This window comes from Paenibacillus sp. V4I9 (assembly GCF_030817295.1).
GTDB lineage: Bacteria > Bacillota > Bacilli > Paenibacillales > NBRC-103111 > Paenibacillus_E.
Genome location: NZ_JAUSZE010000001.1, coordinates 1397680 through 1419088 on the forward strand (window position 1 = coordinate 1397680; position 21409 = coordinate 1419088).

At 44.9% G+C, this 21409-nt stretch carries 14 protein-coding genes and 1 pseudogene; 12 read left to right on the forward strand and 3 right to left on the reverse strand.

Features of this window, described 5'->3' with window-relative positions; all coding sequences use genetic code 11:
- The first annotated feature begins 36 nt into the window (after positions 1 to 36).
- From QFZ81_RS06780 to QFZ81_RS06795, 4 genes are all read left to right on the forward strand, one after another.
- Positions 37 to 966, forward strand: a complete 930-nt coding sequence (locus QFZ81_RS06780; protein ID WP_307602008.1) for a peptidase U32 family protein — start codon at positions 37 to 39, stop codon at positions 964 to 966.
- 38 nt (positions 967 to 1004) lie between these two features.
- Positions 1005 to 2276: a peptidase U32 family protein gene (locus QFZ81_RS06785; RefSeq protein ID WP_373462786.1), complete on the forward strand. Its 1272-nt coding sequence runs from the start codon at positions 1005 to 1007 to the stop codon at positions 2274 to 2276.
- A gap of 172 nt (positions 2277 to 2448) precedes the next feature.
- A complete protein-coding gene (locus QFZ81_RS06790; RefSeq protein ID WP_307446438.1) occupies positions 2449 to 4629 on the forward strand; it encodes a methyl-accepting chemotaxis protein in 2181 nt (726 codons plus the stop codon).
- A 150-nt stretch (positions 4630 to 4779) separates the two neighbouring features.
- Positions 4780 to 6594, forward strand: a complete 1815-nt coding sequence (locus QFZ81_RS06795) for a peptidoglycan D,D-transpeptidase FtsI family protein (protein ID WP_307602010.1) — start codon at positions 4780 to 4782, stop codon at positions 6592 to 6594.
- Here the strand turns inward: QFZ81_RS06795 and QFZ81_RS06800 are convergent.
- Entirely contained in the window at positions 6580 to 7848 is a 1269-nt protein-coding gene (locus tag QFZ81_RS06800; protein ID WP_307602012.1) for an ATP-binding protein, read from the reverse strand. The genes QFZ81_RS06795 and QFZ81_RS06800 overlap by 15 nt on opposite strands.
- A 240-nt stretch (positions 7849 to 8088) precedes the next feature.
- Between QFZ81_RS06800 and QFZ81_RS06805 the strand changes: the two genes are divergently transcribed.
- Positions 8089 to 8913, forward strand: a complete 825-nt coding sequence (locus QFZ81_RS06805; RefSeq protein ID WP_307602014.1) for a lipoate--protein ligase family protein — start codon at positions 8089 to 8091, stop codon at positions 8911 to 8913.
- Between the two features lie 59 nt (positions 8914 to 8972).
- Here QFZ81_RS06805 and QFZ81_RS06810 read toward each other — a convergent pair whose 3' ends face one another.
- Positions 8973 to 9704: an alpha/beta hydrolase gene (locus QFZ81_RS06810; protein WP_307446427.1), complete on the reverse strand. Its 732-nt coding sequence runs from the start codon at positions 9702 to 9704 to the stop codon at positions 8973 to 8975.
- 265 nt (positions 9705 to 9969) lie between these two features.
- On the opposite strand from QFZ81_RS06810, the gene pdhA reads away from it, so the two are divergent.
- From pdhA to lpdA, 4 genes are all read left to right on the forward strand, one after another.
- Entirely contained in the window at positions 9970 to 11052 is a 1083-nt protein-coding gene (gene pdhA / locus QFZ81_RS06815; RefSeq protein ID WP_057306093.1) for a pyruvate dehydrogenase (acetyl-transferring) E1 component subunit alpha, read from the forward strand.
- Between the two features lie 62 nt (positions 11053 to 11114).
- Positions 11115 to 12095 (forward strand): alpha-ketoacid dehydrogenase subunit beta, encoded by a 981-nt coding sequence (locus QFZ81_RS06820; protein ID WP_171644669.1) that lies wholly within the window; start codon positions 11115 to 11117, stop codon positions 12093 to 12095.
- A gap of 31 nt (positions 12096 to 12126) precedes the next feature.
- Positions 12127 to 13443: a dihydrolipoamide acetyltransferase family protein gene (locus QFZ81_RS06825; RefSeq protein ID WP_307602016.1), complete on the forward strand. Its 1317-nt coding sequence runs from the start codon at positions 12127 to 12129 to the stop codon at positions 13441 to 13443.
- Positions 13444 to 13447: 4 nt separating this feature from the next.
- Entirely contained in the window at positions 13448 to 14863 is a 1416-nt protein-coding gene (gene lpdA / locus QFZ81_RS06830; RefSeq protein WP_307446420.1) for a dihydrolipoyl dehydrogenase, read from the forward strand.
- Between the two features lie 224 nt (positions 14864 to 15087).
- Here lpdA and serC read toward each other — a convergent pair.
- Positions 15088 to 16177, reverse strand: a pseudogene (gene serC / locus QFZ81_RS06835) (3-phosphoserine/phosphohydroxythreonine transaminase).
- A gap of 585 nt (positions 16178 to 16762) precedes the next feature.
- On the opposite strand from serC, the gene QFZ81_RS06840 reads away from it, so the two are divergent.
- From QFZ81_RS06840 to QFZ81_RS06850, 3 genes are all read left to right on the forward strand, one after another.
- Positions 16763 to 18577: a sensor histidine kinase gene (locus tag QFZ81_RS06840; RefSeq protein ID WP_307602018.1), complete on the forward strand. Its 1815-nt coding sequence runs from the start codon at positions 16763 to 16765 to the stop codon at positions 18575 to 18577.
- Positions 18570 to 20171: a response regulator gene (locus tag QFZ81_RS06845; RefSeq protein WP_307446411.1), complete on the forward strand. Its 1602-nt coding sequence runs from the start codon at positions 18570 to 18572 to the stop codon at positions 20169 to 20171. The genes QFZ81_RS06840 and QFZ81_RS06845 overlap by 8 nt, the downstream gene beginning before the upstream one ends.
- Before the next feature lie 158 nt (positions 20172 to 20329).
- Positions 20330 to 21391, forward strand: coding sequence for an ABC transporter substrate-binding protein (locus tag QFZ81_RS06850; protein ID WP_307446409.1), 1062 nt, complete (start codon positions 20330 to 20332; stop codon positions 21389 to 21391).
- Positions 21392 to 21409 lie beyond the last annotated feature (18 nt).

Sequence of the window (21409 nt, forward strand, 5' to 3'; positions counted from 1 at the left end):
TTATGATAGGAAGCTGAAAGAAGGTAGGGTAAGCAATTGAAAAAACCAGAGTTAGTAGTAAGCTGCAGCACTGTGGCAGAACTGAAAAGGTTGATCGAAGCAGGCGCAGATGCGGTTATTATTGGTGAAGCGCACTACGGCATGCGTCTGCCGGGAGAAGTGAAACTGGATGAGATGCAGGAAGCTGTGTCCTGGGCACATGAACAGAAGGCCAGTGTATATGTTGCAGTAAACAATATTTTTGACAATAATGCCCTTGAAGGGCTGTTTGATTATTTAGCTAAATTACAGGAATACGGTGTAGATGCAATCATTTTCGGTGATCCAGCTGTACTCATGAATGCACGTTTTTTACCTAAGCCGCTAGCGCTGCACTGGAATGCAGAGATGACCTCAACCAATTATGCGACTGCGAACTATTGGGCTAAACAAGGAGCTACCCGTGTGGTCCTGGCTAGAGAACTGAATATGGAGCAGGTTTTGGCTTTTAAAGAGCACGCGGAGTTGGCTGTTGAAGTACAAGTACATGGCATCACCAATATTTATCACTCTAAGCGTGAGCTAGTGAAGAATTATATTGAGCACCAAGGGAAAGATGCAGCAGACCAGGATCGTTCCATTGAGCGAGGGCTATTCCTCATTGAACATGAACGCCGTGATCAGCGATACCCTGTATATGAAGATAGTAATGGCACGCACATTATGAGTTCCGAAGATATATGTATGTTGGAAAATTTACCAGAGCTTATGGACGGTCAAATAGATAGCTTGAAAATCGAAGGTCTTTTGAAATCTTCTCTGTATAACGAGACGGTTGTGAGAAGCTATCGGGCTGTAATCGATGCTTATGCAGCTGATCCTGAAGGATATAGCTTTCAACAGGAGTGGTTGGATGCGATAGTTAAGCTGCAAGATCCTGAACGTGAATTGTCATATGGGTTTTTCTACAAAGAACAGGTATATTGATAGATGAAAGAAGGTGCGTTATCGTGACGACGACAGCCATAGAAGCCCGAGCAAGGGGAAAGCGTGTTAGGCTTAACAAGCCGGAATTACTAGCTCCGGCAGGTAGTTTAGAGAAGCTGAAATTTGCGATCCATTACGGAGCGGATGCGGTTTACATCGGTGGTCAGAAGTATGGTCTCCGATCCAACGCGGATAACTTTTCGCTGGAGGAAATGCGCGAAGCCGTAGAGTTTGCCAATCAATATGGGGCTAAAGTATTCGTTGCAACGAATATTTATGCTCATAATGAAGATATAGAAGGTCTTGATGATTATTTGAGAGGACTTCAAGAGGTTGGGATTTCTGCTATTATTGCAGCTGATCCAATTATTATGGAGACGTGCAGAAGAGTAGCCCCTAAGCTGGAAGTTCATGTGAGTACTCAGCAATCCGTTATGAACTGGCAAACCGTGAAGTTTTGGAAAGACCAGGGTATTGAGCGAGTTGTTCTTGCCCGTGAAGTCAGCATGGAAGAAATCGATGAGATTAAAGCTCATGTCGATGTAGAAATTGAAGCCTTTATACATGGGGCAATGTGCAGCTCGTACTCTGGCCGATGCGTGCTTTCTAATCATTTCACTGATCGAGATTCCAATCGTGGCGGCTGCTCGCAATCATGCCGTTGGAAGTACGATTTATTTGCCAAGGATCAACCTCTTTCTGCTCCATTGGCCACGGATTTGCCTATGTTTGGCGAGGAAGACGATGCTTTCACGATGGGTTCGAAGGATCTGAGCATGATTGAACATATTGCGGAGATGATCGAATCTGGCGTAGACAGCTTCAAGATTGAGGGCAGGATGAAGAGCATTCATTATGTAGCTACGGTTGTTAATGCTTACCGCCAAGCTATTGATTCCTACTTTGCTGATCCTGAGCATTTTGAAGTCAACCCTGTGTGGCAAGATGAAATATATAAAGCGGCAAACCGACCTTTGAACTCCGGTTTCTTCTATGAAGCGCCTGGGCATGAGGATCATATTTTTGAGCCAGAAGATAAAGTCGTTGGATTTGATTTTGTTGGTCTGGTTATGGGGTATGATGCTGAATCGGGAACAGCACTCATACAGCAAAGAAATCATTTCAAGCCTGGCCAAGAAATTGAATTTTTCGGGCCGGATGGTACGCATTTTAAGCAAAAGGTTGGTACTATACGAAATGAAGATGGCCTAGAATTAGATGCAGCCAGACATCCACTTCAAATGATCAAATTACAAACGGACAAACCTGTAAAAAAATGGGATATGATGCGTAAGAAAACAGGAAAATAAAACCATGGAAACTTTCTCCAAACTCGAGTATATTGGAGAAAGTTTCTTTTTTTATTATTTTAGATCGGATTTTGAAGGATAATGGTAAACTATGTCGAAATTATTAAAAAACGTAAAGTGAACCCTTTACATTCTAGTTCAAAAGTATGGTATTTGTAGGAAGTAGAAACTAATGGCGGTGAACAAAATGAAAGAGAAACTTCAAAGTATTTTAGACAAAGCAGTTCAAGCAATTCGTAATGTTCCATGGGGGCGTATAGTAGGCGTGGCCAGCAAGAAATCTAAGCAAATGGGTTCGACCGCTTTTAAAGAAATGAAGCAAGTCAAGGTAGAAAACCCAGTAAAATCGGTAGGCATGAAGCTGTTTTTAATGTTTTTTGTAAGTATTCTTTTTTTCGTCCTCACTGTGGGTCTGATTTCTTACACGGTATCGAAAAATGTGATTAAGAACAAAGTGTCTGAATCCAGTCTTCAAACCGTAACACAGGCCGGACAAAAACTAGATTTCCTTTATCAAACTTTTGATGAAGTATCTCTACAAATTATGCTTAACAAGGATCTGCAGGATTTGCTTGCGTCAATCCCCACATTAGATCCATCCTCTTATGAAGCTCTTGATGTTACTCGCCAATTGACAGACAAATTGAATGTCGTGACTTTCTCGAACAAAGCAATTAAAACGCTTCATCTTTACAGACCGGATGGTAAACTGATTGTCATTACAGGTTCGGGTGGTACATCATTTAGCGAAAATTCAAGCGAGAATGATTGGTTTAAGAAGACAGTTGAGAACGGTGGAAAAGTGGCTTGGTTAGATAGTAAAGTCAAAGGGTATTCCAGCGGCTCGTCCAATACATTTGCCATTGGTCGAGTGATGAGAAATACACTTACGAATACCACATCAGCCATTCTGCTGATAGAGCTTAATACAGATTTACTCACTAAAGAGATTACTGGGATGTCATTAGGTGATGATAGTAAGGTTGTCATTACGAATACAGAGAACAAATACATAGCTAATAAAGAAATCTCGGAATTAGAAAAAGATTCTGCCGTCAAATTGACGAAAGAACAATTAGAAGAAGAACACGGTTCTTTTATAACGAGCGATGATCATTTGGTAGCCTATTATAAGTCGTCCATATCCGGTTGGAATCTCGTTGGTGATATACCTGTGAGCGCCCTTGTGAAGGATGCTAAGAAAATCTTTAATTATACGCTTCTAATTGCCTTGTTCGCGGCTATTGCTGCCGTACTAATCGGATTATTCGTAGCTAGAATGATCGGACGTCCCCTGATTAATCTACGTAATTTGATGCAGCAAGGTGCTAAAGGGAAACTTACCGTGCGTGCGAACTACAAAACGCAAGATGAAATAGGACAGCTAGGCGCCAGCTTTGATGTGATGATGCAGCAGATTACAACCTTGGTACAACAAACAAGCACTTCTGCTCAAGCCGTTTTTGAAACAGCACAAGAGTTAACGAATTCCTCGAAGGTAACGGCAACAGCTGCAAGAGAAATTGCTGTGGCGACGGATGAGATTTCCAATGGTGCCGGAGGATTGGCGACGGAGTCTGAGAGAGGCAATGAGTTGACTTATCATATTGGCGAGCAAATGAAGCAGGTAATTGTAGCCAACCTCGAGATGGGGACGGCTGCTGCGGATGTTCAAAGTTCCAGTGAACAAGGTACGAAGTATATGACTGAACTTATTTCGAAAACGAACCTGACAGAGGAAATGATCCGCTCGATGGTTGATAAAGTCGATAATTTGAAAGACAGTACCCGTTCTATCCGTAAGATCCTGGATGTTCTTAATAATATGACGAAGCAAACGAACATTTTGTCTTTGAATGCGACAATTGAAGCCGCACGTGCTGGCGCAGCCGGCAAAGGCTTTATGGTGGTTGCAGATGAGATTCGTAAACTAGCGGATCAATCCAGACAATCCATTGATGTTGTAGGTCAAATTACAGAAACCATTACGAAAGAAATCGATGAGACGGTGAAAGTGCTTTCGACGGCAACACCAATTTTCCAAGAACAAATATTAGCTGTTAAAGAAGCCGACACCATCTTCAAACAAGTAACGAATCATATGGGTGGATTCATTACACAGCTAAGCACGGTAAGTGATTCGATCTCTACACTGGAGCAATCACAAGTTGTACTTTCCGATGCAATGACGAATGTCAGCGCGGTAGCTGAGGAATCCCTAGCTACATCGGAGGAAGTTGCTTCGTTGAGCTCAGAACAGCTTAGCATTAGCGATGGTTTAGTTAAACTGTCGGACAAGCTGGATCAGCTGTCCAAATCGCTTAACGACACTTTATCCAAATTCGAAGTTTAGTATCATAGAATACGCTGTCCACTCTCCATTTTGGAGGGTGGATTTTTTTGTTTTATTGAGCTTTAACGTGATCTGAAAGTTTGTACAAGATCAGGAATGACGATACTGAAAGCAACAGCAGTCATTGTTAGTTAAAAGGAGTCAGTAGTCATGAGGATTAAACAATTATCGTCTTTTGAAAAACGTCGAATCTTTCTTGTTCTCCTCACGATCTTACTTTTGTTTATAGGGATCGTTGGTAAGCTTTTTTGGATACAAATTGCGACAACGGAAAGCTACTCATCACGAGGAGTTAATTTGGTCAAAAATTCAGTCGTACAGAGGCAGCGTGCCCTTGTGCTGGAAAGCGGACGTGGGGAAATCTTAGATCGTGATCTAAAGCCGATGACGGGAAAAATCATTAAAGCCTTAGTAGCATTTCCGATTAATAGCGAATACCAAGGTGAGCCTCAACAAGTGAATCAGTTGGCTCGCATTTTGTTGACGAATAAAGATCAGTGGCTTGCTTTCTATCGGGATTTGAAAGAGCCGCAAGTTTGGCGCACTGCTGAGGGGGGGAAACCGGTAATGTTAAGCGATCAACAGGAGGAGCAAATTAATGCCCTCGGTTTACCCTTTTTGAAAGTTGTGAAGATGGAGGATCGCTATCCGTCAGGCATGACAGCGCGTCAATTGATCGGGTTTATTGGGCAAAATCCGGATAGAGTGATGAGTATCTATGGTGCTGATTTGGAGAAAGGAAAGGTTACGCTGATTTCGAGAATTGGAGGTGCTGGACTGGAGAAAACCTTCGATCTGTGGCTTCGGGGTGTTGGTGAGACGTCAATCTCTTATTTTACAGACGCAGGAAAAAGACCGTTAGCTGGCTTAGATGCCCGAATGATTGCACCAGACAATACCTTCTATCCAGTCAAACTAGTGACGACTCTGGATTTAAGCGTGCAGCAGCGAATTGAAATCCTTATGGATAAGCTAAATATTCGCGAAGGTGCGGCTGTTGTTCAGGAAGTGGCACAAGGCGATATCGTTGCGATGGCGAGCAGACCCAACTTTGATCAGACAGAAGTCGATCTAGCTAGTAATAACTGGAGCAATTATGCGCTCAAGGCGACGGCGCCTGGCTCGATTTTCAAAACAATCGTAGCTGCAGCCGCATTGGATAAAGGGATCGTTGATCCCAAAGAAACTTTCAATTGTGAAGGTGCCCTTGGGAAATATGGCTTTACGTGCTGGAGAAGAGATGGACACGGGCCATTAACTTTAGAACAGGGCTATGCGCAATCCTGTAATATTGTGTTTGCCAGAGTAATGCAGCGGTTGACACCTGCTGAGTTGGAAAGCTATGCACATAAGCTTGGTGTATTGGATGAAGTGGGTTGGACGGGGAAGACGGACAGTGAGCAAATGCTCCGTCAACTGGATGCAGAAGAGACCGGACAGCTATTTGGAGCCCATACCCCGCATAATGATGAGGGAGTGCTTATGCAAACGGCCATTGGTCAAAGAGATGTCAGGATGACCCCTTTGCAGGCGTCTAATATGATTGTTACCTTGCTGCATAATGGAAAGGGTTATTCACCAAGAGTTGTTCAAGAAATTCGGTATCAGACGGATCGTGTGATGGAGAAGTTTCCTGTTCAATTATTAGATTCTGAGGCGGGGAGGGTTTCTGCGGCGACCAGTCACACATTAGTAAACTGGATGAGAGAAGTGGTAACCGATGGAACGGGACAAGGCTTAAAGGATGCCAAGTGGAAGCTGGCTGGGAAATCCGGTACGGCACAAATCGAGACCGGTAAGCAAGAAAAGGTGAATCAGTGGTTTATTGGTTATGGACCTGTTGATTCACCGAAATATGCCGTTTCTGTTGTTATTAAGAACATGGATCCAACCGAGAGCAATAAGTCCATTCCGTTGTTCAAAGGGATTATGGATATTTTAGCAAGTGATTCAGACGGTAGGTAATGAAATCGTGAAGCAAGTTCCCTGGTCTGGCTGGCTTGTTACTTCAATGAGTCCGCCAAATGTTTTGATGATTCTATAGGAGACCATCATGCCAAGACCGGTGCCTTTATTTTTCGTAGAGTAAAAGGGTGTTCCGAGACGGTTAACCTGCTCTGGAGTCATGCCAATACCGTTATCTTTAATTTGTAAAATAACCTTAGCGCTTTTCTTGAAGCCAGTTATTTGCAGAGTGCCTCCGCTGGGCATAGCCTCGATGCCGTTTTTCGTTAAATTAACTAAGCATTGAATCATTTTCTCGCTGTTGGCTTTTACCAGAAGAGAAGACTCCATATCGATAAGAATTTCTACACCGCGCATTGACGCATAAGGATTTATGAGATTGCTTAATTTGAGAGATAAGGTGGACACATCCACCTCTTCAAGCTTCTCGGCTTGCGGTTTTGCAAAGGATAAGTAATCCGTAATAATGCTTTGTGCTCGGTCGATTTCTTCAATAACCATGGTCGTATAGATGCGTTTCTTCTCTTCTGTCACTTCAGACTGGCTAAGTATTTGCATAAAGCCGCGGGCAACTGTCATTGGGTTGCGAATTTCATGGGCGACCGAAGCAGCTAATTCGCTTAGTACATTAAGTTTCTCTGAACGCTGGACTTCTTGGCGCATCGCTACATTTTCACTGATACGAACAATTAAATAGGTTAACATCCACATTGTCAGCATTTGAACCATACAGAACAATAAGCCATATAGTAGTAAGCTTCTATCCACGGGGACATTCGAAACAATGCGATAAAGCAACGTCATACAGAAGGTTGCTAAAGCGCTAATAAAAGCCAGAAGACTTGGAAACATCACTTTGGGGGTTAGGTGCTTCCAATTGCTAAGCGCAATGAAAGCCAAGATGAAGGGCACAAGTAGAGCGGACAAGGTAACAATCCATAAAAAATCGGAACCGTCGACATAGTAGCTATACGCTAGAATAATTGCGGAGACTACAAGTCCTGAACGTATGCCGCTATAAAGGAAAGCAATCAGTAAAGGGATCGTGCGCAGATCAAAATTGTTGCCTGTTGTCGTGAAAAAGGGATGAGACATGCTGAATATGGCTGCTAGTGAACAAATGAGCCCAATAAATGCTTGGTTTGAAACATTAAAGCGGAAGGGACCGGGTCGATCCAGCACTAAAATATGACAAAGCAAGATGGGGAGTGTTAAAGCTAATATATTGAGTAGTAAGTCGTCAATTACATTCAAGGATCTCGCCTACTTAATTAAAAATTTGGGTTTATTTTTATTTCGACAGAAAACTTGAAATTCCTTTGATTTCTTTCCAAAATTTTGATGTTTTTTGACAAGTTCTGACGGAAACTTACTGCATATCCATTTTTCAGGCGAAATACTCCTCTCCTGTGCATGCTCTTTATTGCAGCTTAGGCTTGTATCGCTTACAATTCTGTACATGGATACAAATCGTAGGCCCAGGAGATTAAGCAAATGACGACTTTAGAACTACCCTCTTCAATGGTCATTCATGATCGATCCGGTGAAACCGCAATGCAACCGATCTTATATGCTTTTGCTCTGGAAGAGCTTTTATGCCGAGCAATAGGTAAAGCAGCACCACCGATTCTGCACATATGGAGGCATCCACGAGCCTTTGTGATGGGACTCAGAGATAGTCGCCTCCCCAAAGCGGCCGAAGCTAACGAATGGTTGCTAAGTCAAGGCTATGATACGGCTGTAAGAAACTCTGGAGGTGCAGCGGTACCTCTCGATTTGGGTGTCGTAAATGTATCCCTGTTGTTACCAAAAAGCGCGGGTGACATGGAGCATCGCAAGGATTTCGATCTAATGGTAGCCTTGATAAGAGATGTTATGAGCACAATTACTAACCGTATCGATCAGGGTGAGGTGATGGGTTCATTTTGTCCAGGGGAATTCGATTTAAGTGTCGGTGGGCGTAAGTTTTGCGGCATTGCACAGCGAAGACAACAGCTTGCCTTATCGGTTCAAGCGTTCATTATCGTGGAAGGTCTAGGTGAAGCAAAAGCATCTTTGGCCAGAGGCTTTTACGAGCGCGCGGCGGGTTCAGCATCGCCAAACGACTATCCGTTAGTGGCGCCAGGGAGTATGGCGAGTTTATCGGAATGCTTACATATTGAGTTAAGTGCGAAGCGTTTCACAGACAATTTCGTTCAGGTGATGGCCGCCAAAGGTGTGAAAGTGCAGAGTCCCAGGAATATCCCAGGCTATCCGAGTGAAGAAGAGATACAGGGTATGATGGAGCTTTTGAAGCAGCGTTATGCGATTAAACAATGAATAAAAGCGGCCCAACTTCGCGTCAGAAGACGGAAAGTGGACCGCTTTTCTCATCGTCATCATGCTAGAAAATAATGCAGAGCCGCGTCCAATTCTCCTTGCCAAAATCCCCATAAATGTTTCCCAGGCTTCTCGATATAGTGAAGGGTAACATTCTTATTTTCCATCTCAGCTTTCGCCAGTCGGTTTTCTCTTACGAAATCAAAAGTCCCTCGTTCCGTTTTTACATCCGTTTCATCCAAGCCAATTAACATATACAGCTCCAGCCACGACAAGTCGTCCTCCGCTTTGATACGTTCTCTGGTAATGTCGAAAAATGCGCCCGATAAGGATATAACACGGCAAAAAAGGCTAGGATAATCTAAGGCGAGATGCAAGGACACGGTCCCACCAAGGGAATCACCCGCCACAATGCGTTCGTTCCGTTCGGATCGAATCGGATATCGGCTTTCTACATAAGGGAGGAGTTCCTCTGCAAAGAAACGGCAGTACGTATCATGGCGTTCACCCTCAGGCGCATATTCCGAAGTGCGGTTACTGTTATTCACATCGACACCGACAACAATGGCGGGCTCTAAGCCTTCATCCAGAATACAGCGAGTGATCGTCGTCGCAATTCGGCCGAAATTAAAGAATTGTTCACCATCTTGGCAATAAATGACCGGATAGGAGAGCAGTTCATTGTAACCGGGAGGGAGATAAATTCGCAGGGAGCGATTTTCTCCGAGAAGGACAGAGGTGAGTTCATCTTTCACAATCGTTCTTTTATAAAAGCGAGAGTCATCCGACATGGTTGTGCTCCTTTAACTTTCTCTTTAGACCTAATTTGGTGTAGCAAGTGTAAGCTTGTCGTTTAGAGGGTAATGTGTATTATAGCAGTTGTGAATTTTGTGTTAACTGTATTATATATTTTCGGTAACTGTACTATTCACTCTGGCGAAAAAAGGTCATATAACACAGGGATGCTGGTGTACAATTCACAAAAACAGGTTTATAATAATACTATAACAGAAGTGAAGCTAGCAGGCATCAAAATCATATAAGAGGTGAAATGGTATGAGTAAGCCACTTGTCAGCCAAGCGAATTATGAAGTGACCACAGAGAAGGTTGAGCCTTTACAGGTTCTAGCTCCAGACGGCACAATTGTTAATTCCGACAAAATGCCTAAACTTAGTGACGACCAATTAAAAGAATTAATGAGAAGAATGGTATTCACCCGCGTATGGGACGAAAGAGCAGTTAATCTCGGTCGCCAAGGACGTCTTGGTTTCTATGCTCCGGTATCCGGACAAGAAGCTTCGATGATCGGTAGTGAATTTGCATTAAATAAAGACGATTTCATTTGCCCGGGTTACCGCGATATGCCGCAGCTCGTTTGGCACGGACTTCCGCTCTATCAAGCATTTTTGTATTCCCGTGGTCATCAGCATGGCGGACAAATTCCGCAGGATGTACACGTACTTATGCCGCAAATCATCATCGGGGCTCAAATTTTACATGCTACCGGTGTGGCTATGGCATTCAAGAAACGCAACCAACCGCGTGTAGCGATTACGTACACAGGCGACGGAGGAAGCTCTGAGGGCGATTTCTACGAAGGCATGAACTTTGCAGGAGCATTCAAGCTGCCTGTCATTTATTTTGTACAAAACAACGGTTACGCAATTACGACTCCTTATTCGAAGCAAACTGGTGCACTTTCTGTTGCGCATAAAGCACTTGCTGCAGGTATCAAGGGTGTGCAAGTTGATGGAATGGACGTATTAGCTGTTGTTCAAGCTGTTACCGAAGCTGCTGAAAGAGGACGCAGAGGCGAAGGCGCTACGTTGATTGAAGCATTAACCTATCGTTACCGTCCGCATTCCTTGGCGGATGATACGACGAAATATCGGACCAAAGATGAAGAGAGCGACTGGGAGCCTAAGGATCCGCTTACGCGTATGCGTCTGTTCTTGACTAAAAAAGGTCTTTGGAGTGAAGAAGAAGAAGCTCAAGTGAAAGAAGAAGCGAAAGCAACTGTTGCTGAGCATATCAAAAAAGCGGAAGAAACAGAGAAAATGACGGTTCCAGGCCTAATTGACTCTATGTTCGAAGTAACACCGGCACATCTCGAAGAACAGAAGCAAGCGTTTAAATAAATTAGGCTTAAGCTTACGAAGCAAGTTTTCTCACGAAAACAATTAGGAGGCACGGAGAAGTCATGGCACAAATGACGATGATTCAAGCGATAAAAGACGCAATGCGCGTTGAACTGGAAAGAGATCCTAATGTAATTTTGTTCGGCGAAGACGTTGGCCATGTTGGTGGCGTATTCCGTGCTACGGAAGGTTTACAAAAAGAATTCGGCGAAGATCGCGTATTTGATACGCCTCTTGCTGAATCTGCAATTGGCGGACTTGCTGTTGGTCTTGGTATTCAAGGCTTTCGTCCGATCGCTGAAATTCAATTCGTAGGCTTTATTTATGAAGCGCTTGACCAAATTTGCGTGCAAGCAGCTCGTATGCGTTACCGTTCCGGCGGCCGTTACAACTCACCAATCGTATTCCGTACACCATTTGGCGGCGGTGTAAAAGCAGCTGAGCTTCACACGGATGCCCTCGAAGGTTTACTTGTTCAAACGCCAGGTATTAAAGTTGTTGTTCCTTCCAACCCTTATGATGCGAAGGGACTGCTCATTTCCGCGATTCGCGATAATGACCCTGTCTTCTTCATGGAGCATCTGAACTTATACCGCGCATTCCGTGCAGAAGTACCGGAAGGCGAATACACCATTGAGCTTGGTAAAGCGAACGTTGTTCGCGAAGGCTCCGATGTGACGATTATTACTTACGGGGCTATGGTTCACACATCCGTGAAAGCCGCTGAAGAGATCGAGAAAACACAAGGCGTGAAAGTTGAAGTTATTGATCTTCGTACTTTAATTCCGCTTGATATCGAAACTATTGTAACTTCAATTAAGAAAACAAACCGTGCGATTATCGTACAAGAAGCGCAAAAAACATCCGGTGTAGCCGCAGAAGTAATAGCACAGATTAATGAAAAAGCGATTCTGCATCTGGAAGCTCCTGTTTTGCGTATTGCTCCGCCAGATACAATCTATCCGTTCGCACAAATCGAAGACGCTTGGTTGCCTAGTCCAGCAAGTGTCATTGCAGGCATTAATCAAGTACTCGAATTCTAATCACAGTCGAAGGTAATAGGAGGTTGTGCACGTGGCTTTGTTTGAATACAAGTTCCCAGAGCTTGGTGAAGGCATTCATGAAGGCGAGATCGTAAAGCTGTTGGTTAAAGCGGGTGACACCGTGACAGACGAAACGATTCTTATGGAAGTACAGAACGATAAAGCGGTCGTTGAAGTTCCTTGTCCAGTTGAAGGTAAGGTTGTTGCTGTTGCCGTTAAAGAAGGACAAGTTTGTAATATTGGCGAGCTTGTTATGACGATTGAAGTGACAGGCGAGCTGCCTGCTGAATCGATGCATCACAAGACCGACAGCCAAGCTGCGCCTGCCGCGGCCCCAGCGGCGGCAGCACCGGCACCAACAGCAGCGCCTGCCGCGTCATCAGTTCCTGTAGCAGCCGCGCCAAGCGCGGGCGCGGGCCGCGAAGTGCTTGCGACGCCTAGCGTACGCAAGCTGGCAAGAGAGCAAGGCATCACACTCGCAGAGGTGACGCCTACAGGTAAGCACGGCCGCGTAACACGCGAGGACGTGCTCGGCTTTAACGGAGCGGGCGCTGCCGCGGCTCCGGAAGCAGCAGAACCAGCTGCAGATGCAGCAGCTGGTGCAGCAGCACCTGCGGCTGCTGCGCAGCTGGTTGTCGTGGGCGATCGCGTTGAGGAGCGGGTTCCGTTCAAAGGAATCCGCAAAATTATCGCGAACGCTATGGTGAAATCCGTGTACACGGCTCCGCACGTGACACTGATGGACGAAATCGACGTATCGGCACTAGTCGCACTGCGTGAGCGCACGAAGCCACTCGCCGAGAAAAAAGGCGTGAAGCTGACTTACCTGCCATTCATCGTGAAAGCATTGGTTGCGGCTTGCCGTCAATTCCCAGCGTTGAATGCGATGATCGACGAAGAGAAACAAGAAATCGTCTACAAAAAGTACTACAACATCGGGATTGCAACAGATACAGACAACGGATTGCTCGTTCCTGTTATCCATGATGCAGACCGCAAAAACATATGGTCGATCGCTTCTTCGATTAAAGATCTTGCCGTTCGCGGACGCGAAGGCAAATTGGCTCCGAACGAAATGAAAGGCGGCACGATCTCCATTACGAACATTGGTTCCGTAGCCGGTATGTTCTTCACACCGGTTATCAACTTCCCTGAAGTTGCAATCCTAGGTGCAGGCCGTATCACAGAAAAACCAGTTGTGAAAAACGGACAAATCGTTGCAGCATCGGTTATGGCGCTTTCCTTGAGCTTCGACCACCGTATCGTGGATGGAGCGACAGCACAAAGCTTCCTGAACTACATCAAACAGCTTCTGGCTGATCCAGAGCTTCTCGTCTTGGAGGTGTAACAGCATGGTAGTAGGAGATGCTTCTTTAGATATTGATTTGTTGGTCATTGGTGCAGGTCCCGGCGGTTACGTAGCTGCCATCCGTGCTGCTCAGCTTGGGCAGAGCGTTCTGATTGTTGATAAAGCGGAATGGGGCGGCGTGTGCTTAAACCGCGGCTGTATCCCATCCAAAGCTTTGATTTCTGCAGCTCACACGTATGAGCATGCACAGCACGCTGACAGCATGGGTATCTCTGCCCAGAACGTGAAAGTGGACTTTGCAAAAGTACAAGCATGGAAAAATAGCATTGTTGCCAAACAAACGGGCGGCGTTAGCGCGCTGCTCAAAGGCAACAAGATCCAAACGTTCCAAGGCGAAGTGATGTTCATCAATGAGCATGAAGCACGTGTGTTCAATGATGCAGAAGCTCCTCGCTACCGCTTCAAGCACTGCATTATCGCGACGGGTTCCCGTCCGATCGAGCTGAAAGCATTCCCTTACGGCGGAAGAATCATTTCTTCCACGGAAGCGTTGAACTTGCCTGAAATTCCGAAAAGCATGGTCGTTATCGGCGGCGGCTACATCGGAATCGAGCTAGGTCAAACGTACGCGAAATTCGGTACAAAAGTAACTGTGCTTGAAGGCTCCGATCACGTACTTCCAGGCTTCGAGAAAGAATTGACGAAGCTTGTAGCGCGCAATCTGGAGAAAGTCGGCGTAGAGGTTCATACCGAAGCACTTGCACAATCCTGCACAAAGACAGAAAATGACGTTACTGTAACGTTCACAGTAAAAGGCGAAGAGAAGCAAGTAACAGCGGATTATGTATTAGTAACCGTTGGTCGTCGTCCCAACACAGATGGCGAGCTTGGTCTTGATCTCATCAACTTGAAACTGACAGACCGCGGTTTGATCGAAGTGGATAACCAAGGTAGAACGAGCATTCCGCATATTTTCGCGATTGGTGATGTTGTACCTGGTCTTTCATTGGCACACAAAGCTTCCTATGAAGCTAAAGTGGCTGCTGAGGCGATCGCGGGTCACTCGAGCATCGTAGATTACAAAGCAATGCCTGCTGTTGTATTCTCTGATCCGGAAATTGCTGGCGTAGGTCTAAGTGAAACAGAAGCCAAAGCACAAGGCATCAATGTAACGATTGGTAAATTCCCTTATGCCGCTAACGGTCGCGCTAATTCTTTGAATGCTGGCCAAGGCTTCGTGAAGCTAGTCGGCGACAAAGAAACAGGCCAATTGCTTGGTGGTCAAATCGTAGGTCCAGAAGCATCCAACTTGATCGGGGAGCTTGCTCTTGCGGTTGAGATGGGCGCTAACTTGGAGGACATCGCACTTACCATTCATGCTCATCCAACATTGACAGAAATGATCATGGATGCCGCAGAAGGTGCGCTTGGTCACCCGATTCACCAACTTGGTAAATAAGTAGCTTTATTCCTTTAGTTTCCCTTACCTTTAGATAAAAAGTCCCGAGAGTTTGGCATTAGCCGCTCTACGGGACTCTTTTATTTTTATTCTTTGAATCTGGGATTATTGATACCCTGCAGGCGGAAACGCATAGCTGACCACGTCTCATCAATGGACACCAGACTCACGCCTTCAAACTGCAAATCGGTGACCGTTTGCCAGCCAGAGTCGCGATTAATGATCTAACCATTTCTTCGAGCAAAATCTACCATGTAATCGGCTAAAGCCTGACAGGCTTCTAATGGAACTGCATTGTATGCTGACGCACGCAGACCGCCTACGCTTCGATGGCCGGCCAAACCTTCAAAGCCGTTAGCCTCTGATTCTTTGATAAACTGACGCTCGATTTCTTCATTGGCCATACGCCAAGTGATATTCATATGCGAGCGATCGCTAACTTCGATGATTCCCTTGTAAAATCCGCCGCTATTATCAATAACATCATAAATTAGGCCAGACTTTATGCGATTAAGTTGTTCTAATTGCTCTACGCCGCCTTTGTTCACTGCCCATTTTAGCACTAAATTCATCATGTAAATAGCGTGAACAGGCGGCGTATTGAACAGTGACTTGTTTTTGGCGAATGTTTCATAGCGCATGATCTCAGGGATCTTCTTGGATGCTTTCTCCAGCCAGTCTTCGCGGATGATGGCAACTGTGACACCTGCTGGTCCCAGATTTTTCTGAGCGCCGGCATAAAATCATCGAAAACCTCTCTAGATCCAGCTTTCTGCTTAGGATTTCACTCGTTAAATCGGCAACTAGGGGCGTGCTTCCTACCTCTGGAATGCCATTGTAACGTGAGCCTTCAATCGTATTGTTCATGGTGATGTGAATGTATGCCGGATCAGGTGCTAGTTGGTTTGCAGATAACACAGGGATACTGCGCCAGTGCTGATCTTTGGAGCTTGCCGCGACATGTGTGCGCCCAACATAAGAAGCTTCTTTATAAGCTTTTTCCGAAAAGCTCCCCGTCAATGCATAGTTGGCCGTCTGATTCGTATTTAAAAAGTTTAATGGAAGGAGAGCGAACTGTGTACTTGCCCCTCCACCCATAAAAAGCACCTCATACCCGCTAGGCAGGCTAAGCAAGTTCAGAAGAAGCTGCTGGGTTTCTTGATTCAGATCCTCAACCGTGTGACTTCGATGAGACATTTCAAGCAGTGAAATACCTGTCCCTTGATAATCCACAAATTGCTCTTGTGCCTCATCAAGTACCTCCAAAGGCAGTGCAGCGGGTCCTGGGTTAAAATTGTACCGTCGTTTCGTCATTTTAGTTACCTCCCGAATGTAAGTGGTTAAACGAACAAAATTACCCCACAAAGTGATGTGTACCCTTCGAAGCTTATTCCTTCCGCTTCGAGCGAGGCTCGATCGGCGTCTAAACCTTCCAATAAAAGCGGTCATTCATCCTAGAATTACATCGAAAGAGGTTTAGACATTACTTTGCGGAGGCCCCGAAAATAACAAAAAACGCCCTCATCCGATTGGGACGAGGAGCGTTTGCTCGCGGTGCCACCCAATTTAAGAAACATTCTGGTGAATGCTTCTCCACTTGGTTCCGCGGTAACGGGCGGTGCCGGTTAACTTAGAATGACTGACTTTGCTGAGCGCAAAGGGTTGTTCTTGGCGAAAACGCCTCCGAGTTGGAATCTCATCATAGGCACGGTCAGGTATGTATATTGAGTAGAAGTATAAGCCTATTCGCAGAAAAGGTCAATCCTTTTGGAGAGTTTCCTTACGTTCCGTTTTTCATGCAGGGGTTGAAGTTCATACTATTGTCCTGTACTCTTGTCATTGAAGAGAATTCATTGGATAAAGATAATGACGATTGAAATAAACGGAAGGAGTGAGGTTATGTCCAATTTACGAAATCGCCTACAGAACTATTTACTTGGAACAAGCCTTCAGAAAAAGCTCATTATCCTATTCCTTCCGTTGGCTATAATCCCCTTATCCATTCTTGGAACCTTCTCCTATTACAAATCGTCACAGGTCGTACAAACGCAAGTGAGCAAGACGATTCTTGAAAGCTTGTCTCAGGTGAATTACAGCTTGAATTATTTCGTTAAAGATATCGAACAGTTGACCATTTACATTTATAGTAACAGAGAAATACAAGATGTACTGTCTAAAGATCAGGGCAGAACGTTAGCGGAGAAGCAGCAGGATGAGAAAAGGGTCAATGATATTCTCGATACTTTCCTGGGATTCAAAAACTGGAATATCGCCATTTACCTGCTTGGGGAGAATGGGGATCGTTATTTTACAGGGAACCTTCTTCCTAATCAGTACGACGATTATAACTTGAATTGGGGATTGTTTCGTAAAATGCGGATAGCAGGCGGCAATATCATCTGGGATACGCATTACAGCATGAAGAAGACAGAGGATTTTGGCATTGTTTTAAGCAGTGGCAGGCTGCTGAAGAAGATTGAAACGAACAAACCGCTTGGTTTCATGATTGTGGATATTACGGAAAACGCTTTGGCTGACAAGTATAACAAGGCCCATTTACTGCCTGGTGGACAAATGCTGCTGTTGGATCGCAATGGGTATGTTATTTCGAGTACGCCATCCAAGCATATCGTAGGCACGAAGTTAAACGAACCTTATTTAGATAAAGTATTATCAGGTAGCAAAGGGTTTTTCGAACCAGCCAGCAAAGATTCTGCGCCTGTTATGGTCGTTTACGATACTTCTGAGATTACGGGATTCAAGCTGGTTAGTATTGTGCCGGTTGCTGTTTTGACAAAGGAGAGCAGCAGCATCCGTAATTTGATGTTATTTATTATGATCTTGTTCGGTGTTGTGTCCTGCTGGGTCGCCTATGTGTTATCGGTGACGATTACGAATCCGCTGCGGAAGCTGAAATCACTGATGTATCTGGTAGAAAACGGCAACATGGACGTAGCATTTTCTTCCAAATATAGGGATGAAGTCGGGCAGCTAGGTCTCAGTTTTAATAAAATGGTACAGCGGATCAAGCAGTTGATTGATGAAGTTTACAAGAAGCAGTTAATGTTGAAAGAGGCGGAGATTAAGGCGATTCATGCCCAATTCAACCCACATTTCCTCTATAATGCACTAGATTCGATCAATTGGATGGCACGTATTAATAAAATGACGGATATTAGTCAAACGGTTATTTCGCTCGGAGAGCTGCTGCGGTTTAGTATCCGCAAAGGGCAACCCTTCATCAAAGTGAAGGAAGACATGCATCAAATCCGCAATTTTCTATTCATTCAACAGATGCGTTATGGGGATAAGTTGGAAGTCGAGATTCATATCGATGAAGAAATCGAATCCTTATACACGCTTAAGCTGTTGATTCAGCCGATCGTGGAAAATGCTATCACACATGGATTAGAGATCAAACCGGGAAAAGGGCTGCTTTCCATTAGGGGATGTCGGGCCCAGGAATGTGTACGCTTCGAAATCCGAGACAACGGTGTAGGCATGACATCAGATATGGTGGAGCGTATCCTTAGCGGTAAATACGTATCGGATAGTGAGCAGAATACGGGTATTGGACTGGAAAACTCGATCAAACGGCTTCAGCTATACTTCGGCTCGAACTATCGCTTTGAAATCGAGAGTGAGATCATGCAAGGAACGACTATTCTTATCGAAATTCCCATTATGCGCTCAGGAGAGGATCATCGTGTATAAACTATTCATAGTGGAGGATGAGTGGCTCGTCTTGCAGGGGCTGAAACTGACAATTCCTTGGGAAGAAATGCGCTGCACCGTGATAGGCGAAGCAAGAGATGGACAAGCAGGTTTAGAAGGAATTATAGCTAACCCGCCAGACATCCTACTGACGGATATTCGGATGCCTGCGATGGACGGTATTCAGCTTGCTGAGAAAGTGGCGGAGCTGCTGCCACAAGTGAAAATAGTATTTCTTACCGGTTTCGATGATTTTATATATGCCCAGAAGGCAGTTAAGCTAGGGGCTGCTGATTTTGTGCTGAAGCCTACCAATCCAGATGAGCTTATCCAAGTTATTGGACGTATTATATCAAAGCTTGATGAGGAACGCCGATTGCAGTCACAGCAGGAGCGATTGAAGCTTAAGTATGGATGGGAGCAGCCGCTGATTGAAGAAAAGGTTCTCTATGATCTTATGCTGGATTATGCGGGGACGCTTGAAAAAGAATGGTTTGTAGAGTTTGGCACGGGGATAGAAAACACAGAAGGCGGAGTTGTTATCCCTCCATATCGCGTTTTATTGCTGCAAATGGACGGTCTTAAGGACATGGGGGCGGATAGCAGCCAGTTTCGGGATCGGATCAAGGAACGAATCAAAGAGCTGTCCACCCTTACTTTAGTACGAATAAACGAGACGCGATATGCGCTTTTGGCCAATCGTCAAGTCGAACGAGGCGATCTGGCGATCTTTTTTGATAACCTAATGCTGTTATTATCTTCCTTTGCGCAAAGATGCGTTCTAACGGTCAGCCATTCGTTTTCAACGATCGATTTGATTCCGGCTGCCTATATTCAAGCCACGCGTGCCTTGTATCAAACTGTCTTTTTAGGTGGCGAGCAAATGATTTGGTTTGAAGATATCGAACGGCAGCAAGAAACGGTAAGTGTAAATCATACCGTGCTGAGGGAACTAATCGAATTGGTCAAATGGGGAGGTCCTTCGTCCATCGAAGCCCAAACTCGGTTGTGGTATTCACATCTCATACACCTCCATGCAGATGGACTTACGGCAAGAAGAAGCTTTTTCGAATTTATCGTTACGTTAAATTCCCTCCTGCTGCGAGATAACGAATTGCATAACATCGTCATCGATAGCGGGTTTCTCCTAACTTCAGCTGAACGAGTGGATGACTCGCTTGAACAATGGCTGATTCGCTTGAACGATACGTTATTTGAGTGGAATCGGCAATATGCGGAGCAGTCCGATCCTCAAAAGAAGAGCGGGTTCGAGGAGATCGAGCTGTTTATCCGAGAGCATTACGCTGAGGATATCTCACTTCAAGGTATCGCGGAGCGCTATCATATGAGTGAAAGCTACTTCAGTAGACTGTTTAAAAAGCAGGTTGGAACCAGCTTTCTCGAATACATGACTTTGATTCGCGTACGACAAGCAAAGGAGCTTCTGACGAATCCCCGTCTTAAAATTTATGAGGTCTCCGTACAAGTCGGTTACCAGGATCCGCGATATTTCAGCCAACTATTTCGCAAATATACGGGGGAAACTCCTACAGAGTTTCGCAAACGGCTCGGGATTGAGAGCCTTCCGCTATAGGCATAATATTGAATTCTCCACTTCATGACTTGGTGGAGTTTTTATTTTGAACAAAAATTTCAACAAATACGAAAATTCGTCACATTGAGAGTGCTTTCATCTGAACGTATAGTAAAACTAGAAAGATAAAGACACAAATCATATGGAGGGTTAACAAAATGAAAAAATCACTAACCAGTCTTTTATCCCTACTGCTTGTCGGTTCTCTGATCGGATGCGGTGCAAAAGAGACCCCAACGGCGAAACCGGCCGAATCTTCTGGACAACCTGCGACTAGTCAACCCTCACCAAAAACAGGCGGTAAGCTTACCTTGTATTCCCCGAATGCAGCTGAGCTTAATAACCCGATAATTAAGGAGTTTCAGGATCGTACAGGCATTGAGGTACAGTTGATTTCCGGCGGTACAGGTGATCTCTTGAAACGTGTACAAGCCGAGGCTACCAACCCGCTGGGCGATGTATTTTGGGCTGGCGGTGCTGATTCTCTTGAAGCCTATAAAAAATATTTTGAACCTTATAAAACAAAGGAATACGACAATATTTCTCCGCAATATGTAGACAAAAACAATGTGTGGACACCATTTGCCGCACTGCCAATGATTATCATGTACAACAAAGAACTTGTTAAAGCAGGCGAAGAGCCTAAGGGCTGGACGGATCTGCTGGATCCGAAATGGAAAGGGAAGATTGCCTATGCGGATCCTGCAAAGTCCGGTTCTTCCTATACGCAATTAATCACGATGCTGACAGCAAACGGGAAAGACCAAGGTTGGGGTTTTATTAAGAAGTTTGTAACCAACCTGGATGGTAAAGTATTGTCAGGCTCCGGCCAGGTATATAAAGGAGTAGCTGACAAAGAGTTTGCACTTGGAGTTACGCTCGAGGAAGCAGCTTATCGTTATGTGGAAGGCGGCGCCAAAGTTGGCATTATTTATCCATCCGAAGGAACTTCGGCTGTACCTGATGGAGCTGCAATCATCAAAGGTGCTAAAAATATGGAAGATGCGAAGAAATTTATCGATTTCCTAGTAAGTAAAGACGTGCAGTCTCTCATTCAAAAGGAATTCAAACGCCGTTCCGTTCGTAAGGATGCGGAAGTGATTCAAGGGATCGCACAAGCCAAGGATATCAAGCTCGTCGACTATGATTTTGATTGGGCTTCCAGCAAGAAAGACGAAAATATTAAACGTTTTGGTAAAATTGTATCTGGACAAGAATAAAGATTTGATCAAATGAGC

Bases quoted from the DNA above. Each gene is read 5' to 3' on its own strand.
- QFZ81_RS06790 (WP_307446438.1), top strand. From the start codon at position 2,449: ATGGCGGTGAACAAAATGAAAGAGAAACTTCAAAGTATTTTAGACAAA.
- QFZ81_RS06795 (WP_307602010.1), top strand. From the start codon at position 4,780: ATGAGGATTAAACAATTATCGTCTTTTGAAAAACGTCGAATCTTTCTT.
- QFZ81_RS06805 (WP_307602014.1), top strand. From the start codon at position 8,089: ATGACGACTTTAGAACTACCCTCTTCAATGGTCATTCATGATCGATCC.
- QFZ81_RS06810 (WP_307446427.1), bottom strand. From the start codon at position 9,704: ATGTCGGATGACTCTCGCTTTTATAAAAGAACGATTGTGAAAGATGAA.
- pdhA (WP_057306093.1), top strand. From the start codon at position 9,970: ATGAGTAAGCCACTTGTCAGCCAAGCGAATTATGAAGTGACCACAGAG.
- QFZ81_RS06820 (WP_171644669.1), top strand. From the start codon at position 11,115: ATGGCACAAATGACGATGATTCAAGCGATAAAAGACGCAATGCGCGTT.
- lpdA (WP_307446420.1), top strand. From the start codon at position 13,448: ATGGTAGTAGGAGATGCTTCTTTAGATATTGATTTGTTGGTCATTGGT.
- QFZ81_RS06840 (WP_307602018.1), top strand. From the start codon at position 16,763: ATGTCCAATTTACGAAATCGCCTACAGAACTATTTACTTGGAACAAGC.
- QFZ81_RS06850 (WP_307446409.1), top strand. From the start codon at position 20,330: ATGAAAAAATCACTAACCAGTCTTTTATCCCTACTGCTTGTCGGTTCT.